Raw genomic sequence first — 18,878 nt, forward strand, 5'->3', positions numbered from 1 at the left:
GTGGGGATGAAACGGCGCGAGGCGAAAGGACTGACGGCCGGCCTGGCGATGCTGGGACTTGTCTGCGCACCTGCCGGCGCCGCCGCGCAAACCTTCGAGCAGCCGACGCTCGCACCGCCCGTCATGGCCCCGCCGCCCGCCGTCATGCCCGGCGCGCCATCCGCGCCGCCGATCGCACTCGACCGGAGCGACCGCCGCTTTCTCGACGAGTTGAGCGAAGAAATAGACCGCATGATTGCGGAGGTGAACGAGGCGCGGGCGCGGACACTGGAAGAGTTCGCTGGCGACGGCGCGCGGGCCGCAATCGCCCGTGCATTCGAACGCACGGGCATCGCGGCGATCGGGCCGGGCCGAAAAATCTTTGGCGACCCGATTTATTACGAACTGTCGCCCTGGGACACGACGCGGCCGCCGGCACGGCCGCCGATTTTGTCGCGCAGCACCGACTACGGTGAGAGCGCATGGCAACGAAACGAAACGCTCGTGCGGAACATCGTCGAGGTTTTCCACGACCGTTACATCGGCAAGTTGAAGACGGCAAAGGAGGGTCTTGCGGCGCGCCCGTCGGAGATCGCCAGGCAGGCGGGTGTGACGCCACCTTCGATGACCCGCACCGTCCGCAGCGGGCTCGAAGCCGATCTGAAATATCTGCAAGGCGGCCACGAATTGTGGAAGAGCGCCGAAGCGGATCTGAGGGAATCGCTGCTGCCGACCTATCGGGATCGGCTCCTCGGCGCGTATGCCGGACATGCCCGGTACACACAACTCTATTCGGAACTCGTCGACCGGCGGGAGCGCGGGCGCTACGAACTCGAGTTGCGCTTCGTCGCCGCGCGCGACGAGCGCATGCGTCAGGTCGAAATTCTGGAGAGCTATCCGCCCGGCAGCGGGCTGGGGAACGAAAACGTCGCGCGGATTCGCGCGCTCGATGACGAGATGCGGGCCATCGCCGGCGAGATCGAAACCGTCCTTTCCGCCGAGCAGGCAGACCGCGAAATATATTCCTCCTGCGCGCTGAGCCTGGGTATCTGGGCAAACGATCTGGAAGCCCGCCCGCGCAAGTCGCCGCCGGTGTCGATATACGAAGCGCCGCAACATGCCGTCAGCCATCTTGGCGGGCGGCCCTATTTCAGGCCCTATGAAACGGATGCGATGGCGCCGGACCTGCGCAAACATCTCGAAATGGAAGACCCCTGCGGCGCCGCGCCGCCGCCCGAAGAGGTGCCCGCGCGGCTTTCGATCGTGATACCGCGCTTCGAGGCGCCGCCACCGCCGGACCTGCTCGACGACGACGACCTCGCGGCGCCGATGCCGTCCCTCGTCTTCGAGCCTGCAAACGAAGTGTATTATGGCCACCCGTTTCACGTCGAAGCCCTGTTCGAGGAAGACCGGCCGGGCAGCACCTACAGCGTGCGCCTGAACGGCCAGCATTCGGTTATCGTCGAACAGACGGAAGAAAATCCGCGCCTCTATCGCAGCGCCACGCTGGTCCTGACTTATCAAGGTCTGATTCACGGAGGCGGGCGATGAAGCTTTTCGGTATCGACATTCCGCTACCCGATCCCGGTACGCCGGCGGGCATGATCGCAGCCGGCGCGGGCGGCGCGGCGGCGGTTGCCGGTGCGGCGATGCTGGCGATGGCCGCCTTCGGCGACGACGACATGGCGCCGGTCGAACTCGCCGGGAAATGGGAAGTTGCCTATCACGACCGCATTCTCGGCCGGGTGACGGGCCGCGCGACGGTGGATGAGGGCGAGGGCGGCGCCGAAGTCGTGCTGACGCATCCGAAGACCGGGGAAAAATACACGCTGCGCTCGACCCGCTTCGCGCGTGCCGGCGACATGCTGAACGTGACGCTCGAAGGCCAATGGCCGGGCGCCGAAGGATATGTCGAGCCGCCGCTCGGCGAGGAAAAGGCCGTGGGCGCGGGCTCGCCCTATGAATGGAGCGGACCGGAAAAGATCACCCTGGCTCATGGCGATTCCGAGGAGACGTTCAGGGTTCTGAAGGACGAGCCCGTCGGCAAGCACAAGGTCGAGCTGGAGCTTTACATCGGCGAGGAAGCGCTGACCGGCAGCTGGAAGCAATGGGCGAACGCGGTCACGGGCCGCGACGAAAGCGACGGCGGCCGCATCGCCGATTTCCGCTTTGCCGGCGACGGCACCGGCCGCGCCTTCCAGACCGGCACCGAGACCTGGTACCGCCCGCGCCCGGTCATTCATCTGGTGACGCCGACCGCCGACCAGCTGTCGATCGTCGAATATCTCGGCGCCCGCTATCCCTATCCGTGGGACGCGAAGGGCGCGCCCGTCAAGCGGGCCGATGAATTGCGCTACCTGCTGGTGGTGGGCGACGAACTGCCGACCGAAGTCGGCGAGAAGATCAAACTGGAATCGCTCGACGACGATATCGAGTACTTCGTCCGGGCCAAGCAGTCGGACTACGCCGACGACGTGATCGCGCGCGAGATGCTCGAGAACGGCTTTTCCTACACAAAGCAGCAGCTCAAGCGGCAGATGCTGGCCGACGGCATTGGCAACGACAGCATGCTCGTGCCGCTGATGGCCGAAATCTACAAGAAGGACTGGGTGATCCTCGGCGCCCGGCTCAAACGCCCGGCCATGCCGGGCCGCAAGGGCTTCAAGCTGAACGGCGCCGAAGGAAGCTGGGTGCTGCGTCACGGCGATTTCGTCGCCGACTTCGCGGTGGTGCGCGCCGTCGGCGACGAAACCGAGGGCGCCGACCATGTGCTGATCCCCGAGAAAATCTATCTGGAACTGCGCACGACGGCGCTGTTTCCCTTCGACGAAATTCCGGTGCAGCTCTGGGTCAACGACACGCCGCATCTGTTCGGCAACAGCCGCACCATCATGGCAAAGCGCCTGCCGCGCACGAAGGAAGACGACGAGGCGCTGGCCGAATTGCGCGAGGCCGTGCGGTTCGCCGGCGGCGAGGTCGAGAACGTCAAGCCGGTTCACATCTATCGCACACCGCCCATTGGCCTTGTCGACAAGGGACAGGAAGCCTCCGGCGGCGCGATGGACCTGCCCGATGTCTCCTCGGAGGACTGGCGCGTTCAGGTGAAGGACGGCGACGTCATTCAGGGCGTCAACGCGGCCGTCGACAAGCTGCGCACCGAACCTTTCCACGCCAAGGCGGTGGCGGTGAACTCGCCGGCCGAAATCGTCCGCCATGTCGCGCCCGCGCTCGGCAACGCGCAGAACCTGACCTGGACGCGGGCGGTTGCCGAAGCCGCGCGCTGCACCGGCATACCGTTCGAGACGCCGGTCGATTTCGACGCGCTGGCGCGGCGCAAGGCCAAAACCTTTTCAAACACCGTGCTGCTCGACGATGCGGCCAAACGCGCCACCGGCAAGCAAATCCTCGGCGATCTGAGCGGGTACGGCAGAGCGGCGAATTTGCTGGCCGATCTCGGCGCCAGCGGCATTCAGAGCCCGAGCGCGTTTAGCGGCGGCAAGACCTATTCGCTCGACATGCGGGTCGGCGATCACGCGGCCATGCTGATCCTGCGCGAAGCCTTCATCGAGATGATGACGCGCCAGATCGAGGAGCTTTCGGCGATCACATCGGACGATGCGCTTTACGGCTTCCGCGCCAGCGCCGAAATCCCCTCATCCTACGCCCCGAACCATCCCTTCGCGGATATCGACGTCAGGGCGCCGAACGGCCAGACCGTCTATTACCCGTTCAGCTATGCCGGCGACGCGCTGTTGAAGACCGAACTCGGGCTCGACGCCGAGGCGGCCGAAGCCTGGCGGCTCGACGCGACGCGTCAGTTGCTCCGGCAGCACATCGCCGCGCTGCGCGAGGCCCGCGCCAAGGCGCAGGCGATCAAGACCTGCGGCGAGCACCAGAAGCTGGTCGACCTGACCGGCCGCGGCTTCGCCGCCGTCAACCGCTATGCGCGCAGCCGGTTGATGACCGCACAGTCGGTTCGCGGCGAGCGCGACGATGCCTGGAAGGCCGACCGCGTGGCCCGGGCCTGGCTGAACGGCGTGCCGGTGTTTGCCGAAGCGCTGGCGGCGCAGCAGGAACTGTCGGCGCAGGACACGAAACTCATCATGACCGCTGTCGCCATCGGCACCTCCGGGGCGGCGCTGGGCGGCGGCCTTGTCGGCTGGGCCACCGGCTTCGAGGCGCTGTTCTTCAGCACGGCGGCCACCCTGGGCGACATCGGCAATGCCGCCCATGCGCTTTACACGCAGGTCGGTCACAAGCTGAACACCTCGGCTGAAGTACGTTTCGCGCGCAATGCCCATGCCGTTCTCGGCGATGCGCGGCTCGAACAGGCTCTGGCCGAGGACCGCCACTGGGCGGAAATCTCGGCCGGGCTTTATCTCGATGTCGTGCCAAGCCTCGTTTTCACCTCCGGCACCGAATTTCTGAAGGGCCTGTCGGATATCGGCAGCACGTCCAGGTCGCTCTATCGCGGCGGCAAGCGGCTGGTGTCGCAGGCGCGATCAATCGCGCGCGGACGGCAAATTCTCGGCGAGGTCGGCGTCGGCACGGGTGTCAGCCAGGCCACGCCGCCGAAACTCGTGCAAATCGAACCGCCAAAAATTCCAGCCGAGGATTTCGCCAGGGACTTTCCCGACGGCAAGGATGTGCAGCGCGCGTCGAGCATCGAACTCGACGATCTGATCGACCCCGCCAATCCCGGCAAACTGCCGGACATTGAAGACCTCAACAAACCACAATCCACACCGCCAGCACCGCCGCGCGGACCGCCCGATCCCGCACCTGAGACCGCTCCGGCGCCCGGACCGGCCGCCGACGCGGGCGACACCATTCTCGAAGGCACACCGGGACCACCGTCGCAAGCACGTCCCGCACCGTCACCGGCCCCGGCGGCGGGCGCGGACGCGGACGACACGATCCGCGTCGGCCAGCCGGGCGACGGCGCATCGCCGGCCACGGGCGCCGAGCCTCAGCGGCTTCCCGAAGCCGAGGCCGCCAGCGCCAATGCCGATCAGCTCGACCGTCTGCGCCGCGACGCAGACGCCGCCTATGAACGCTCGCAGCAACTGGCGCAAGAGGCGTTCGCGCAGAACCGCGCGATCGATGCCGCGGAAGGCAACGAACTTCTGAAGGGTGCCCACACCGCGGCGGCGCAGGAAGTTGTGGAAACCGCGGTCGATCAGGCGCGCCGCGCCGGTCTGAGCGAATCCGAAATTCACGCGATCATTTCGAAATACGACGTGACGAGCGGACGCGGCGACCTGATGCGCTTTGCGCTGGTCGACGAGTTGCAGCGGGTATCCGTCCAGCGCCTCGGCTATGAGCTGGTTGACGATCTCTACGCGCAGGACGTGATGGAGCTGGTGACGCGCAGCTATACCGGCGCGGCCGAGCCCGCCGACCTTGCACGGTTGAAGGTCTGGATCGACCGGGCCGCCGATGCCGGCGAGGATTTCTTCTCGCGCCTGCAACGGCAAGGCACCTACACCGATCTCGACGGGTTCGAGAATCTCGCCGATGCCGACGGCATTGCTTCCCTGCGGAAACTCGCCGCCGACAACGACCTCCTGCCGATGGGACTTCTCGAAACGCAGGCGCTGACGGCGAGCGAAAGGCTGGCCGAAAGCTCGATCGGCAGGATCCGCAACCTGCCCGAACCGCAACGCATCGACGTGATGAACGCGATATTCGACGCGCGCCGCATTGCGGCCGAAGCGGGCGTGGCGGCACTCGACGCGACCGAGCGCGCGGCGTTGCGCATCGGCAACGACGTCGTCGGCGACGCGGGCGGGGTTCCGGCCTGGGCCCGCGGCCTCGACAGGGCCTCCTACGAAAGGATCGCGCATCTCGGCCGCCGCACCGATGTGCACAGCCTGATCGAGGCCGATCCGTCCCTGCTGCGTCAGATCGCCGACGACCCCGATATCCGCGCGGCAATCGAATTGCAGGCCTACCGCGATCCGGCCGATTTCCGCAAGGTACTCGCCGCCGAACAGAAGCGCACCCGAGAGCCCCTGGCCGGTGCCTTTACCGAGGCGAAGGACGATCACTGGCTGCCGAAGCAGGTGATGAAGGACGGCAAGGAACAGCCGGTTGCCTTCAAGCATGAATTGCTGGAGGGCGACGGGAAGAAATTCAGCACCGACAAGCTGCTGAGCGGCGGCGACGAGGTTGCCGTTATCGAGCGCGAGCTCGGACCCGCCGATTTGCCGGAATTTGCCGGCGCCAGGCAGATGACCTGGTCCTACATGGAAGCAAAGCTGCTGCCGGACTTCTTCGACAATGTGAACGTGCCGATGATCAAGGGGCGCGGCACGAGTTCGGCGGCCATGCTCAACATGCGCGCCTTCCACAATCTCGACATTCCCTATGGCGACCCGTCGCTGAAGCTCGTCAAGATGTCGAATGTGGAAAATGCCAACACCAGCGTTCAGATCGCCTGGATGAAGCGCGTCTACGGCAAGGACTGGACCAGATATCTGAAAAACACCCATTCGGTGCGCTATGCCGAGTCCGCGCTCAACCAGGCCGGCTTCCGCATCAAGGAGGTGCGGCTGGGAAGCACACCGCCGCTGCGGATGAACGCGCGCGGCATGGTGGAGGGCACGTTCTTCAAGGCCAAGGAGAAGCCGATGGAATTCCTCGCCCGCTACGGCGTCTCGCCCAACGAGGCGATCGAGACCGGGCACGACATCTACATTGTCGTCGAACCTTTCGGCGCCGCGCCGCCACGCTCCGCATCGGCTGCGCCCCGCCGCCGGCGGCGGGCCCTGTCCGGCTGGCGGCCCGCACGACGCAAGCCCCGGATCTCGCCGCTCAGGGCCGGGCGAGCTCAGCCATGAGCCACTTCTGGTGCTGGTGGATCGCGCCTTCGAGATGGCTGAGGCGGCCGGGCGCAGCAGTGGCGCTCTGAAGGCCCTTCTGCACGCCGTCGCAGGCAACGATGTCTTCCATATGCACGGCGAAGGTGCCTTCGCGCAGGAAGGTCTTCAGCGTCTCCACGTCCGGCACGTCAAGCGAGGACGGATGCGCGAGGAGATAGACGGTGAGCTTGAAACGATCGACGCCACCGATCTCCATGCGGTACCAGACGACGCTGTCGGCAAGCACCGCAAGCAGCATCGAGGGATAGACGTTGAAGACCGAGAAACCGCGCCGCGCATGATCGGGGATGCCGTCGAGCGGCTTGAAAAGCGTGTCTGACAGGCCGTTGTCCCTGTGCGGCATGCGCAGCGCCGCATAAGGCGCATTGGTCTCCTCGGCCCGGGAGATCGCGGCCGGGTAATTCGGCTCGAAGGTTTCGGGATGGATGGCGAAGTGGTGATAGGCCTCCATGAAATTGTCGACCAGCACCTTCCAGTTGTAAGGCTGGTCGAACTCGATCCGGCCGACGATTTCCATCTCGTCCATCTTCCAGGGCGCGAATTCCTCGGCGAGCGGCGCGAGCGACTGCGCGAGCGGCGCGGCATCGCCGCCCAGATTGACGAAGATGAAGCCGTTCCAGACCTCGCAGCCGAAGGACGGCAGCGAACAATTCTCATGCTCGAAGCCTTCCGCCTTGTCCATCAGGGGCGCGGCCATCAGCGAGCCGTCGAGCGCATAGGTCCATTTGTGGTAGGGACAGGAAATCGTGCCGCCGCTCTCCGCACCGCTGCCGAGCAGCATCCATCGGTGACGGCAGACGGCGGAAAGCGCGCGCACTTCGCCCGCCTTGCCGCGCACGATCAGCAGCGGCTCGCCCGCGACGTCGATGCGGAAGCGGTCGCCGGGATGAGGGATTTCCGAGGCGCGGCCGACCGCGACCCAGTGGCGCCGGAAGACGCGCTCGCTCTCGAGCGCGAAGATCTCGGGCGCGGTGTAGAAGGCCGGCGGCAGCGTCGAAGCCTTTGCGAGCGGCGGCGCAACGGCAGCCTCTCCAGCCTCGAGCAGGGCCTGGGTTTCGGGGGTCATGCGGGGCAATCCTTATTTTCAACCGTTCGGTCGAAATTAGGTGGCGGCAGCACGGCTGTCAATGCCGGCGCCCCCGCCCTGCGGCCGGATGCATTGCGCGCTCGATCCCGGGCCCAAGGCCCGGGATGACGCGTCTGGTCCGGTAAGGCGGGTGCCCGTTTCTAGGCCCGGACGACCACCGGCAATTCGGTGATGCCGCGGATGAAGTTGGAGCGCAGATATTTCGGCGCGCCGACGACCTCGACCTTCTTGAAGCGCTTGAGGATCTCTTCCCAGAGGATGCGCAGCTGCATCTCGCCGACGCGGTTGCCGATGCAGCGATGAATGCCGAAGCCGAAGGAAAGGTGATGCCGGGCACCTTCGCGATCGATCAGGAACTCATTGGCGCGCTCGATCTTCTCGTCGTCGCGGTTGCCCGAGACGTACCACATCGCGACCTTGTCCCACTTCCTGATCTGCTTGCCGCCGAGCTCGGTATCTTCCAGTGCCGTGCGGCACATATGCGCGACCGGGCTCTGCCAGCGGATGATCTCCGAGACCATGTTGGGAATGAGGCCGGGATCGGCCATCAGCTTGGCATATTCAGCCGGGAACTGGTTGAGCGCCAGCACGCCGCCGGTGATCGAATTGCGCGTCGTGTCGTTGCCGCCGACGATCAGCAGCAGCATGTTGCCCAGATATTCGTTGGGCGGCATGTTTTTCGTCGACTCGCCATGCGCCAGCAGCGAAATGAGATCGGAACCCGGATTCTTCAGCCGGTCCTTCCAGACGCCGTCGAAATATTCATAGCAGGTCCAGAGTTCCTTGAAGGCGTCTTCCGGCGTCTCGAAATATTCGGGATCGCCGATCCGCTCGACCGTGTCCGACCAGTGGATCAGCTTGTGGCGGTCTTCCTGCGGCACGTTGAAAAGCGTGGCGAGCGTCCGGCCCGTCAGCTCGACCGAGACCTCGCGCACCCAGTTGAAGGTTTCGCCCTGGGGCAGCGCGTCGAGGATGATCCCCGCACGCTCGCGGATCAGCGGCTCGAGTTCGGCAAGATTCTGCGGCGTGAACATCGGCTGCACGACCTTGCGCTGCACGTCGTGCTTGGGCGGGTCTTCCATGATGAACATCGGCAGATAGGTCAAGGGATCGGGCTCGCCCTCGATGCGCTGGCCGCCAAGCCGGATGCCGCCATTGCGGATGTCGGAGGAAAAAATCTTGTGACTGGTGTCGACATGCATGATGTCGTCATATTTCGTCACCGACCAGTAGCGGCCATAGGGACCGTTTTCGGAAAGATGGACCGGGTCTTCCTTCCGCAGCCGTTCGAAATAGGGCAAGGCCTTGTTGGCGGCGAAAAGATCGTCATGTGCAGGATCGAGCTCTTCGAGCGGGATCGACCAGGGATCCCGGTTGACGTCGATCTTCCACTTGGCCGCCATGTCGGCATTCTTGCGGGTGTAATCCCGGCCAGGCGCCACATTTTCTTCGCTCATCGACTTTCTCCCTGAATTTCCTGCCTCCCTTCTACATCTAATGCGCGGAAAAGCGGAATCGAGTCCCGGACTCAGGACCAGGAAAAATCGGCCGCTTCGGCTTTCACGGCCTCGACGCTGCGTCCGCCCGCCAGCACGCCGCGCGTCAGCAGCGTTGCGACCGTGTCGGCCGTGGCCGCGATGCGGGCCCGGTTGCGACGTTCGGCCCAGGTGACCGAATATTCGGTGGCCGCCAGAAGCGCCTGCGCCACGACCGGCACATCGCAGGCGGCGAATTCGCCCCCGGCCACGCCTGCCTCGAGCCGCGCCGCAAGCCAGCCGATCAGCTGCTCGCGCTGCCTTGCATAGGCCTGCATCCGCGCATCGCCGAGATGGCCATGATTGATCAGCCAGGTGCAGTCATAGGATGCCGCACAGAGCAGTTCGACATCGCAACGCAGATAGAGAAAGAGACGTGCGGCCTCGGAAAGATCGGCCGCTTCGAGCCGCGCCTGCGTCGCCAGCGCCGGACCGAGCACGTCCTCGATCATCGCGTAGACGATGTCGTCCTTGGACGGAAAATAATAATAGAGCGAGGCCTTTTTCAGTCCCGCCTCGGCGGCGATTTCGCGCACCGAGGCACCCGCGATGCCCTTCTCGCGAAAGAGCCGGGCGGCCGCCGCAATGATGTCGGCTTTCGGGTCGGCGGCGGCGGGGGCCGCGATGGCACGCGGGCGGCCGACGGCACGGCTTGCCGGTTTCCGTTTGCCGTTGCTGGCTTTCACGCTCAATTCGCCCTGCCCTTCCGCCGGAGACGGCGGAAAAGCTAGCACAGGAACGCACCGGATGGACAAGGCGCGGCCCTGTCCGCCTGTACGCCGTGCCGAAAGGCGATCGGCTTCGTGCGCCGCGCAGCCCTCAGTTCGGCCAGTAGATGTATTCGTCGTCTTCCGCCTGCGGCTCGCGCAGGCTCTTGTCGATCGAGACCGGCATCTCGACGCGCGAGGGCCAGGCGGGTTCGGCCTGTTCGGCATTATGCGCATCGAGCAGTGCCGCAAGCTCGGCGACCTTTTCCGGCATCGCGGCGGCGAGATTGTTCTGCTCGGTGCGATCGTTTTCGAGATCGAAGAGCCAGACGGCGTCGGGCCGCTCGGTGCGCTGCAGTTTCCAGCCGCGATGCAGCACGGTCTGATAATGCCCGCTGCGCCAGAACAGCGTTTCATGCAGCGGGCTTTCGGCGTCGTCGAGCACCGCCAGCAGATTGCGCCCGTCGACGACACGATCGCGCGGCACCTCGGCGCCGGCGATGGCGGCCGCGGTCGCATAGATGTCGAAATGATGCACCGGATGATCGTAGGTGAGGCCGGGTGCAATCTTTGCCGGCCACTTCACGAAGAAGGGCACGCGGATGCCGCCACCGAAAAAGGTCGCCTTCCAGCCGCGATAGGGATCGTTGATCTCCGGCAGGCCGATGTAATGCGCACCGCCATTGTCGGAGGTGAAGATGACGACCGTGTTGTCCTCAAGCCCGTTTTCCTTGAGCGCCGCGAGCACCTCGCCGACGCCACGGTCGAGCGCGCGGATCATCGCCGCATAGACGCGCAGCGTATGGTCCTCGATATGGGACAGTGCGTCGTAGTCTTCCTGCGTCGCCTGCAGGGGCGTGTGCGGCGCCCAATGCGCGAGATAGAGGAAGAAGGGACGGTTCCTGTTGGCCTCGATCGCCTTGACCGCCTGATCGGTGAAATAGTCGGTGAGATAACGGTCGGGTGCGAAGCGCGGCCCGCCGTTCTTGCGCACGGCAAAGCGCATATTGGCCCAGAGGAAGCGGTCGATCGGATCGAAATCGTTGCGCGCCTCGACGGAGGCCGGGTCGTCGAGATCGAGATAGAGGCCCGATGCCATCAGCAGGCTTTCATCGAAACCCTGGTCGTAGGCGGCCATGCCGTTGGTCTCGCCGAGATGCCATTTGCCGATATGGAGAGTGCGGTAGCCGGCCTCCTGCAGCAGATTGCCCATCGAGATCTCGCTCTGGGGCATGCCCATTTCGGTGAAATGAAGCTCCTCGCCCGGCGCATCCCGCAGCACGGTGCGGCGCAGCGCATTCTCGTCTTCGGCCGCAAAGCGCGTGGTGATCTGCGCCATGCCGGGCGGCATCGGCGTGAATTCGAAGCCGAAACGCGTCGGGTAACGCCCCGACATCATGGCCGCGCGCGAGGGCGCGCAGGTACCGCTGCCCGAATAGCCATGCGAGAGCACGAGGCCCGATTTCGCGATCGAGTCGATATGGGGCGTCGGGACCGTGCCGCCGGCGACACCGCCGCCATTGAAGGTGATGTTGTTCCAGCCGAGATCGTCGGCGACGATCAGCACGATATTGGGCGGGCGGCTTTCGGCCGGCGCCGACGGCGCATCCGGGCCGGACTGCCATTCGACCGCCTGGTTGGGACCGATCGGGTCGCGCCAGTCCATGATCATGGCCGGAAGCTGGATCGCATAGCGATCAAAAGCGAACCAGCCGGCTGCCAGCACCACGACGAGCGACCCGCCTGCGACTGCCCAGCCCCGTTTTCCGATTTTCATGTGCCCCCCCGACCGACGCGTGATCAAAGATTCTAATGTTACACATTAACAAGTCAACCTCCGCCGGCCGTACGCTGTTCAGCCGCCAACCGGAGCCGTCGATGGCTGCACAGCGCCGCGTCTGGCGCGGTCCGGGCCCGCCGCTATAATCCCGGCCTCAAAACACCAGAAGAACAACCGCCGGGAGGCCCCTCCATGACCAAGATCAACGATGTCGCCACGCTGGAAAAAGACGGCGAGGTCGCCGTCCTGACGCTGAACTCGCCGCCCGTCAACGCGCTTTCGGCGCCGGTGCGCGAAGGCATCACCAACGGCATCAAGCAGGCGATCGACGACGCGGACGTCAAGGCGATCGTGCTGATCTGCGACGGGCGCACCTTCATCGCCGGCGCCGACATCACCGAATTCGGCAAGGCGCCGAAGGGTCCGAGCCTGTTCGACGCGCAGGCCATGATCGAGAACGCACCGAAACCGGTCATCGCCGCGATTCACGGAACGGCGCTGGGCGGCGGCCTCGAAGTGGCACTGACCTGCCATTACCGCGTGGCGGTGCCCTCGGCCAAATGCGGATTGCCGGAAGTCAATCTCGGCCTGCTGCCAGGCGCCGGCGGCACGCAGCGCCTGCCGCGCATCGTCGGTGCCGAAAAGGCGCTTGAGATGGTAACCAGCGGCCAACATGTCGGCGCCAGGAAGTGCCTCGAAATGGGTCTGGTAGACGAACTGGCCGAGGAGGGCAAGCTGCGCGAGGGCGCCGTCGCCTTCGCCAACAAGATCGTTGCCGAGAAGCGGCCGCTGAAGAAGGTGCGCGACCTCAACGACAAGGTCGAAGCGGCCCGCGGCAAGCCGGAAATCTTCGCCGATTTCCGCAAGGCCAATGCCCGCAAGTTCCGCGGCTTCCTGGCGCCCGAATACAACATCCAGTGCATCGAGGCGGCGGTGAACCTGCCCTTCGACGAAGGCATCAAGGTCGAGCAGAAGCTCTTCCGCGAACTGGTGACCGGCACGCAGTCGGCCGCACAGCGCCATGTCTTCTTCGCCGAACGCCAGGTGTGGAAACTGCCGGACGTGCCGGCCGACACGCCGACGATCCCGGTCGAGAAGGTCGGCATCATCGGCGCCGGCACGATGGGCGGCGGTATCGCCATGAACTTCCTCAATGTCGGCCTGCCCGTCACCATCGTCGAGACCAAGCAGGAAGCACTCGACCGCGGCGTTGCCACGATCCGCAAGAATTACGAAAACTCGGCGAAAAAAGGCCGCTTCCCGATGGAGGAAGTCGAGAAGCGCATGGGCCTCCTCAAGGGTTCGCTCGACATGAAGGACCTTGCCGACAGCGACCTCGTGATCGAGGCGGTGTTCGAGAACATGGACATCAAGAAGCAGGTGTTCGGCAAGCTCGACGAAATCGTCAAGCCGGGCGCAATCCTGGCGACCAACACCTCGGCCTTGAACATTGACGAGATCGCGACCGCCGTGAAGCGGCCGGAAGCGGTGATCGGCCTGCACTTCTTCTCGCCGGCCAATGTGATGCGCCTGCTCGAAGTCGTGCGTGCCGACAAGACCTCGAAGCCCGTCATTGCGACCTCGATGCAGATCGCCAAGAAGATCGGCAAGATCGCCGCGCTGGTCGGCGTCTGCCCCGGCTTCGTCGGCAACCGCATTCTGGCCCAGCGCCAGCGCGAGGCCCAGAAGCTGATCCTCGAAGGAGCGATGCCCTGGGATGTCGATCGCGTGCTCTACGATTTCGGCCTGCCGATGGGCCCCTTCGCAATGTCGGACCTTGCCGGCCTCGATATCGGCTGGTCGAAGGAGAAGTCGAAGGGTGAAACGATCCGCGACGTGCTTTGCGAGATGGACCGCCGCGGCCAGAAGACGGGCGCCGGCTTCTACGACTATGACGAAAACCGCAACGCGAAGCCCTCGCCGGTCGTCGAGAAGATCATTCTCGACTTCGCCCAGAAGAAGGGCATCAACCGCCGCAAGATTTCCGATGAGGAAATCCTCGAGCGCTGCATCTATCCAATGATCAACGAGGGCGCCAAGATTCTCGAAGAGGGCAAGGCGATCCGTTCCTCCGACATCGACATCGTCTGGATCAACGGCTACGGATTCCCGGTCTATCGTGGCGGTCCGATGTTCTATGGCGACACGGTGGGCGCCGACAAGGTGCTGGCCAAGATGAAGGAATTCCAGGCGCAGATGGGCGACGACTTCAAGCCCGCCGCACTTCTGGAAAAGATCGTCGCCGAGGGCAAGAAGTTCTCCGACTTCTGAGCGCTCGCCGGATGGAAACGAAAAGCGGGGCGGCCATCGGGCCGCCCCGTTTGCATTTGCCGCGCCGGCGCGGCACCATCGCCGGCAACAACAAGAATCCTGCAGGGAGGAACGGCAGATGAGCGCCAATGAAAAGATCATCCGCGATTTCGTCGATGCCTGGCCGCGTCTCGATGTCGACGAGATCACCGGCTATTTCGCCGCGGACGGCGTCTATCACAACATGATGCTCGATCCGGTGGCAGGCCAGACGGCGCTGAAGGGCTTCATTGGCGCCTTCATCGCCAACTGGTCGGATGTGAAGTGGGAGATCCTGACACTGGTCTCGAAAGGCGACACGGTGATTGCCGAGCGCGTCGACCGCATGAAGGTCGACGGCAAGCCGGTGGCGCTGCCCTGCTGCGGCGTCTTCGAAATGGAGAACGGCAAGATCAAGGTCTGGCGTGACTATTTCGACCTCGCGACCTTCTCGAAAGCCGCGAACTGACCTTGGCCTAGAAGTCCCAGCCCGGCCCCGGGATCGCGCGATAGGCCTGGGTCAGTGCATCCGACCATGAACGGCGCAGATCGGCGAAATAGGGATCGTCATCCTTGATGCGCCGCTGCAGCGCGACCTTCAGTGCCTTGCGGCGATAAACCATCAGGTCGATCGGCATGCCGACCGAGAGGTTGGAACGCATGGTCGAATCCATCGAGATCAGCGCCAGCTTCAGCCCGTCGCCGAGATCGGTATCGTAGCTGAGCGCGCGGTCGATGATCGGCTTGCCGTATTTGTGCTCGCCGATCTGCAGATAGGGCGTGTCCTCGGTCGCTTCGATGTAGTTGCCGGCCGAATAGACCTGGAACAGGCGCAACTCGCCATTGCCGACCTGGCCGCCCAGAAGAATCGAAACGTTGAAATCGCCGGCCTGCGCCTCGAGCGAGGGGCCGTCGGTGCGATAGACGTCGCGCACGGCCTGCCCCATCAACTGCGCGGCGCGCACCATGGTCGGCACGGTGTGCAGCGTTTCGAGCTCCTCGCCGTCGCCGAGCCTGACACCCTGCTCGACCGCCCGGTTGACGGCCGCCTGGCTGACCGCGAGATTGCCGGCCGTCATCAGCCCGATCACCCGGTCGCCCGGATGTTCGATGACGGTCAGCTTGCGGAAGGTGGAGATGTTGTCGACGCCCGCATTGGTGCGGGTATCGGCCAGCATCACAAGGCCGCCTTCGAGCCGAAGCGCGACGCAATAGGTCATCGAACTCTCCCGGTTCCGCCCGGCCGACAGCCGGGCCCCCCTGTTGCTTGTTGCCGTGTTACTGCTGCGCGGCGCCTGCATCCACCTTGAGGCGAACCTTGAGCGTTTCCTCGCCGCCGCCGCGCCGCCGACCCCGGACGGGCGATGCCTCCAGATAGTCGAGACCGCAGGCGACCCGGACATGCGCCGCAGTCGGACAGATGCGATTGGCGACGTCGAAGCCGACCCAGCCGAGGCCATCAATACAGGCTTCGGCCCAGGCATGGCTAGCCTCATATTCAGTATCGCCCTCGAACCAGAGATAGCCGCTGACATAGCGCGCCGGCAGGCCGAGATGGCGGGCCGCCGAGAGAAAGACATGGGTGTGGTCCTGGCAGACGCCATAACCATGCGCCAGCGCCTCGGCGGCCGTTGTCGCCGCATGGGTTTCGCCGATCCGGTAGTCGACTCCATCGCGCACCGCATCCATCAGCCGGTGGGCGAGATCGATGGGCGTGCCGTCCGAGGCCGCCTTTGCGGCAGCGGCCAGCGCGCGGATCGCGGCATCGGGCGCCGTCAGTTCGGTCTGGCGCAGGAAGAAGAGCGGCGGCAGCGGCTCGGCTGTGCCGGCAACGATGCCGCCCGTATCCGATGTCTCGACCTCGCCCGCAACGCTGATCGTCAGCGCCTCGTGCAACTGATCGAGATAGAGCATCTGCAGCACGTTGCCATAGGCATCGCGGCTTTCGCGGATGCGGCCGGCCGGCAGGGCGGCGACGCGCCAGGACAGGACCGTCTGCCCGGCATGGCCAAGCGGCACGAGCCGGAGCGCCTGCACCGAGTAATTGGCGGGGCCCTCGTAGCGATAGGTGGTGTCCTGGCGGATCAGAATGCGCATGAAAAATAGTCTATCACATCAGATAGACGCGGCTGATTTCGGTGCCCAGCCTGTCGTTCTGCTCGATATGTTCGCTGAGGAACTCGTGCAGGCCCTGGCGGAACACATCCTCGACCCGGCCGAAGCGCAGCCGCGAATAGATCTGCCCGGCGACGCGATGTGCCTCGTTGCGCTGGCCATACTCCTCGCCGAGCCGGTCGAGGCAGTCCTTGATCTCGGCCGAACAGCTGATCAGCGAGCGTGGCATTTCCTCGCGCATGATCAGGAATTCGGCGATCAGCCAGGGCTTCAGTCCTTCGCGATAGACCGAATTGTAGCTGCGATAGCCCGAAACGGCGCGCAGGATCGAGGCCCATTGATAGTAGTCGACACCGCCGCCGACCTCGGCATGTTCGGGCAGCAGCAGGTGATACTTGACGTCGAGAATGCGCGCGGTGTTGTCGCTGCGTTCGATGAAGGTGCCGAGCCGGGTGAAATGGTAGCGATCGCGGCGCAGCATGGTGGCGACCGTGCCGCCATAGAAGAGCAGCGAGCGGTCCTTCACCCAGTCGAGAAAGCGATGCAGGCTGCTGCCGCGCACCCGCGCCTCGTTCCAGCCCGGCAGTTCGAGCCAGGTCGTGTTGAGGCTCTCCCATTGCTCGGTCGTCAGCGAGGTGCGCACGCCGCGCGCATTGCGCCGCGCGGTTTCGATGCAGGAACGGATGCTCGACGGATTCTCGGGATCGAAGGCGAGATAGGAAATGACGTTCTCGGGCGTCGCCTCCTCGTGCCTGGCATAGAATTCCTCCTCGCAACCCGAAACGACGACGGCCGAGTGCCATTCGCTGCCATCGGCATCGGTGCCCGAGGGCATCAGCGACAGCCGGTCGGTCACGCGCAGGATGCGGGCGAGACTTTCGGCGCGCTCCATGTAGCGGGCCAGCCAGTAGAGACTGTCGGCGGTGCGGCTCAGCATGGCGTCATCCCTTGAGCACCCAGGTGTCCTTGGTGCCGCCGCCCTGGCTCGAATTGACGACCAGCGAGCCCTCGCGCATGGCAACCCGCGTCAGCCCGCCCGGCACGACGCGGATTTCGGCGCCGGACAGGATGAAGGGGCGAATATCGACATGGCGCGGCGCGACGCCCTCGTCGACAAAGGTCGGACAGGTCGACAGCGCCAGCGTGGGCTGGGCGATGTACTTGCCGGGCTTCGCCCGAACGCGTAACGCGAAGTCGGCAAGCTCGGCCTTGGTCGCCTTCGGCCCCACCAGCATGCCATAGCCGCCCGAGCCGTGAATCTCCTTGACCACCAGTTCATCGAGATGCTCGAGCACATAGGCGGCGTCGTCCGGCTCGCTGCAGCGCCATGTCGGCACGTTCTTCAGGATGGGCTGCTCGCCGAGATAGAACTCGATCATTTTCGGCACATAGGTGTAGATCGACTTGTCGTCGGCAATGCCGGCGCCCACCGCATTGGTCAGATTGACGTTGCCGGCGCGATAGGCGCTCATCAGCCCGGCCACGCCCAGCGCCGAATCCGGCCGGAAGGTCAGCGGATCGAGAAACTCGTCATCGACGCGGCGATAGATCACGTCGACGCGCTTCGGCCCCTGTGTGGTGCGCATGTAGACGACATCGTCCATCACATAGAGATCGGGCCCTTCGACCAGCTCGACCCCCATCTGGTCGGCCAGGAAGGAATGCTCGTAATAGGCGCTGTTGTAGATGCCGGGCGTCAGCACTGCGACGGTCGGCTCGCCGACGCAGTTGCGCGGCGCAATCGATGTCAGCGTCCGCATCAGCTCGTCGCAATAATGGTCGACCGGCGCGACATTGTAGCGCGAGAAGAGATCGGGAAAGAGCCGCATCGTGATTTCGCGGTTCTCCAGCATGTAGGATACACCGGACGGGGTGCGGCAATTGTCCTCGAGCACGTAGAATTCGTCCGGCCCGACGCGTACCATGTCGATGCCAGCGATATGGGTGTAGATGTCGTGCGGCAGTGCGACGCCCTGCATCTGGCAGCGCCATGCTTCGTTCAGCAGGACCTCCTCGCGCGGCACATGGCCGGCGGCGAGAATGTCCTGCGCACCATAGACATCGGCAATGAAGGCATTGAGCGCCTTGACGCGCTGTATGAGGCCGTCGGAAATCTGCTTCCACTCGGCCGCCTCGAGAATGCGCGGGATGATGTCGAAGGGAATGATGCGCTCCGGATCGCCTCCCTCGCCATAGACCGCGAAGGTGATGCCGGCCCGGCGAAAGAAGGTTTCCGCCTCTTCGCGGCGCAACGTCAGAATCTCGGTCGGCGTCTCGTCGAGCCAGGCTTGCAGTGTCCGATAGGCCTGCCGGACCTCCGCGCCCCGGGATCCCATTTCGTCAAAGAAGGCCGACGCCATGATGCTCCTGTCGTTTGCGGCGAATTTTTTCGCCCCCTGACCCTACAGGGACAGCAAGAGAGATGCCATGCCGGGAAATGCGACGTTTGCGGCATTGGCACCGGAAAATGGACAACTGCCGTCGAAAAAACAGGCAATCTGC

Annotated in this window: 12 protein-coding genes; 4 read left to right on the top strand and 8 right to left on the bottom strand. The window is 64.7% G+C overall.

Annotated elements, in window-relative coordinates; translation table 11 throughout:
* Window positions 1–6: 6 nt before the first annotated feature.
* The gene (locus AAC071_RS07305; protein WP_339831298.1) at window positions 7–1,530 is read left to right on the top strand and encodes a hypothetical protein; all 1,524 of its coding nucleotides are present in this window, start codon (window positions 7–9) and stop codon (window positions 1,528–1,530) included.
* Window positions 1,527–6,821, top strand: coding sequence for a hypothetical protein (locus AAC071_RS07310; RefSeq protein WP_339831299.1), 5,295 nt, complete (start codon window positions 1,527–1,529; stop codon window positions 6,819–6,821). Before AAC071_RS07305 ends, AAC071_RS07310 begins: the two co-directional genes overlap by 4 nt.
* On the opposite strand, the gene AAC071_RS07315 is transcribed toward AAC071_RS07310, so the two are convergent.
* The 4 genes from AAC071_RS07315 to AAC071_RS07330 all read right to left on the bottom strand — a co-directional run bounded on the left by AAC071_RS07315 (window position 6,796) and on the right by AAC071_RS07330 (window position 11,969).
* Window positions 6,796–7,929 (bottom strand): SRPBCC family protein, encoded by a 1,134-nt coding sequence (locus AAC071_RS07315; protein WP_339831300.1) that lies wholly within the window; start codon window positions 7,927–7,929, stop codon window positions 6,796–6,798. The genes AAC071_RS07310 and AAC071_RS07315 overlap by 26 nt on opposite strands.
* A gap of 161 nt (window positions 7,930–8,090) precedes the next feature.
* Window positions 8,091–9,407 carry a cytochrome P450 gene (locus AAC071_RS07320; RefSeq protein ID WP_339831302.1) on the bottom strand — a complete coding sequence of 439 codons (1,317 nt, stop codon included), beginning with the start codon at window positions 9,405–9,407 and terminating at the stop codon, window positions 8,091–8,093.
* Between the two features lie 71 nt (window positions 9,408–9,478).
* The gene (locus AAC071_RS07325; protein ID WP_339831303.1) at window positions 9,479–10,171 is read right to left on the bottom strand and encodes a TetR/AcrR family transcriptional regulator; all 693 of its coding nucleotides are present in this window, start codon (window positions 10,169–10,171) and stop codon (window positions 9,479–9,481) included.
* A 133-nt stretch (window positions 10,172–10,304) separates the two neighbouring features.
* Window positions 10,305–11,969: a sulfatase-like hydrolase/transferase gene (locus AAC071_RS07330; protein ID WP_339831304.1), complete on the bottom strand. Its 1,665-nt coding sequence runs from the start codon at window positions 11,967–11,969 to the stop codon at window positions 10,305–10,307.
* 195 nt (window positions 11,970–12,164) lie between these two features.
* Here AAC071_RS07330 and AAC071_RS07335 point away from each other — a divergent pair, with 195 nt between their 5' ends.
* Both AAC071_RS07335 and AAC071_RS07340 read left to right on the top strand, forming a co-directional pair.
* The gene (locus AAC071_RS07335; RefSeq protein WP_339831306.1) at window positions 12,165–14,243 is read left to right on the top strand and encodes a 3-hydroxyacyl-CoA dehydrogenase NAD-binding domain-containing protein; all 2,079 of its coding nucleotides are present in this window, start codon (window positions 12,165–12,167) and stop codon (window positions 14,241–14,243) included.
* 118 nt (window positions 14,244–14,361) lie between these two features.
* Window positions 14,362–14,730: a limonene-1,2-epoxide hydrolase family protein gene (locus AAC071_RS07340; RefSeq protein ID WP_339831308.1), complete on the top strand. Its 369-nt coding sequence runs from the start codon at window positions 14,362–14,364 to the stop codon at window positions 14,728–14,730.
* 7 nt (window positions 14,731–14,737) lie between these two features.
* On the opposite strand, the gene AAC071_RS07345 is transcribed toward AAC071_RS07340, so the two are convergent.
* From AAC071_RS07345 to AAC071_RS07360, 4 genes are read right to left on the bottom strand one after another with little or no spacing between them, the layout of a single operon-like run.
* Window positions 14,738–15,481 (bottom strand): peptidase, encoded by a 744-nt coding sequence (locus AAC071_RS07345; RefSeq protein ID WP_339831309.1) that lies wholly within the window; start codon window positions 15,479–15,481, stop codon window positions 14,738–14,740.
* Between the two features lie 58 nt (window positions 15,482–15,539).
* Window positions 15,540–16,358 (bottom strand): transglutaminase family protein, encoded by an 819-nt coding sequence (locus AAC071_RS07350; protein ID WP_339831311.1) that lies wholly within the window; start codon window positions 16,356–16,358, stop codon window positions 15,540–15,542.
* A gap of 13 nt (window positions 16,359–16,371) precedes the next feature.
* Window positions 16,372–17,313 (bottom strand): alpha-E domain-containing protein, encoded by a 942-nt coding sequence (locus AAC071_RS07355; protein WP_339831313.1) that lies wholly within the window; start codon window positions 17,311–17,313, stop codon window positions 16,372–16,374.
* A 4-nt stretch (window positions 17,314–17,317) separates the two neighbouring features.
* Window positions 17,318–18,736: a circularly permuted type 2 ATP-grasp protein gene (locus AAC071_RS07360; RefSeq protein ID WP_339831314.1), complete on the bottom strand. Its 1,419-nt coding sequence runs from the start codon at window positions 18,734–18,736 to the stop codon at window positions 17,318–17,320.
* Between the last annotated feature and the right edge of the window lie 142 nt (window positions 18,737–18,878).

It is taken from the genome of uncultured Parvibaculum sp. (assembly GCF_963975745.1).
In the GTDB taxonomy this organism is placed as follows: domain Bacteria; phylum Pseudomonadota; class Alphaproteobacteria; order Parvibaculales; family Parvibaculaceae; genus Parvibaculum.

Excerpts from the sequence above, each read along its gene's own strand:
- AAC071_RS07360 (WP_339831314.1), bottom strand. The coding sequence starts at position 18,736 with ATGGCGTCGGCCTTCTTTGACGAAATGGGATCCCGGGGCGCGGAGGTC.
- AAC071_RS07310 (WP_339831299.1), top strand. The coding sequence starts at position 1,527 with ATGAAGCTTTTCGGTATCGACATTCCGCTACCCGATCCCGGTACGCCG.
- AAC071_RS07355 (WP_339831313.1), bottom strand. The coding sequence starts at position 17,313 with ATGCTGAGCCGCACCGCCGACAGTCTCTACTGGCTGGCCCGCTACATG.
- AAC071_RS07320 (WP_339831302.1), bottom strand. The coding sequence starts at position 9,407 with ATGAGCGAAGAAAATGTGGCGCCTGGCCGGGATTACACCCGCAAGAAT.
- AAC071_RS07315 (WP_339831300.1), bottom strand. The coding sequence starts at position 7,929 with ATGACCCCCGAAACCCAGGCCCTGCTCGAGGCTGGAGAGGCTGCCGTT.
- AAC071_RS07335 (WP_339831306.1), top strand. The coding sequence starts at position 12,165 with ATGACCAAGATCAACGATGTCGCCACGCTGGAAAAAGACGGCGAGGTC.
- AAC071_RS07345 (WP_339831309.1), bottom strand. The coding sequence starts at position 15,481 with ATGACCTATTGCGTCGCGCTTCGGCTCGAAGGCGGCCTTGTGATGCTG.
- AAC071_RS07330 (WP_339831304.1), bottom strand. The coding sequence starts at position 11,969 with ATGAAAATCGGAAAACGGGGCTGGGCAGTCGCAGGCGGGTCGCTCGTC.
- AAC071_RS07350 (WP_339831311.1), bottom strand. The coding sequence starts at position 16,358 with ATGCGCATTCTGATCCGCCAGGACACCACCTATCGCTACGAGGGCCCC.
- AAC071_RS07340 (WP_339831308.1), top strand. The coding sequence starts at position 14,362 with ATGAGCGCCAATGAAAAGATCATCCGCGATTTCGTCGATGCCTGGCCG.
- AAC071_RS07305 (WP_339831298.1), top strand. The coding sequence starts at position 7 with ATGAAACGGCGCGAGGCGAAAGGACTGACGGCCGGCCTGGCGATGCTG.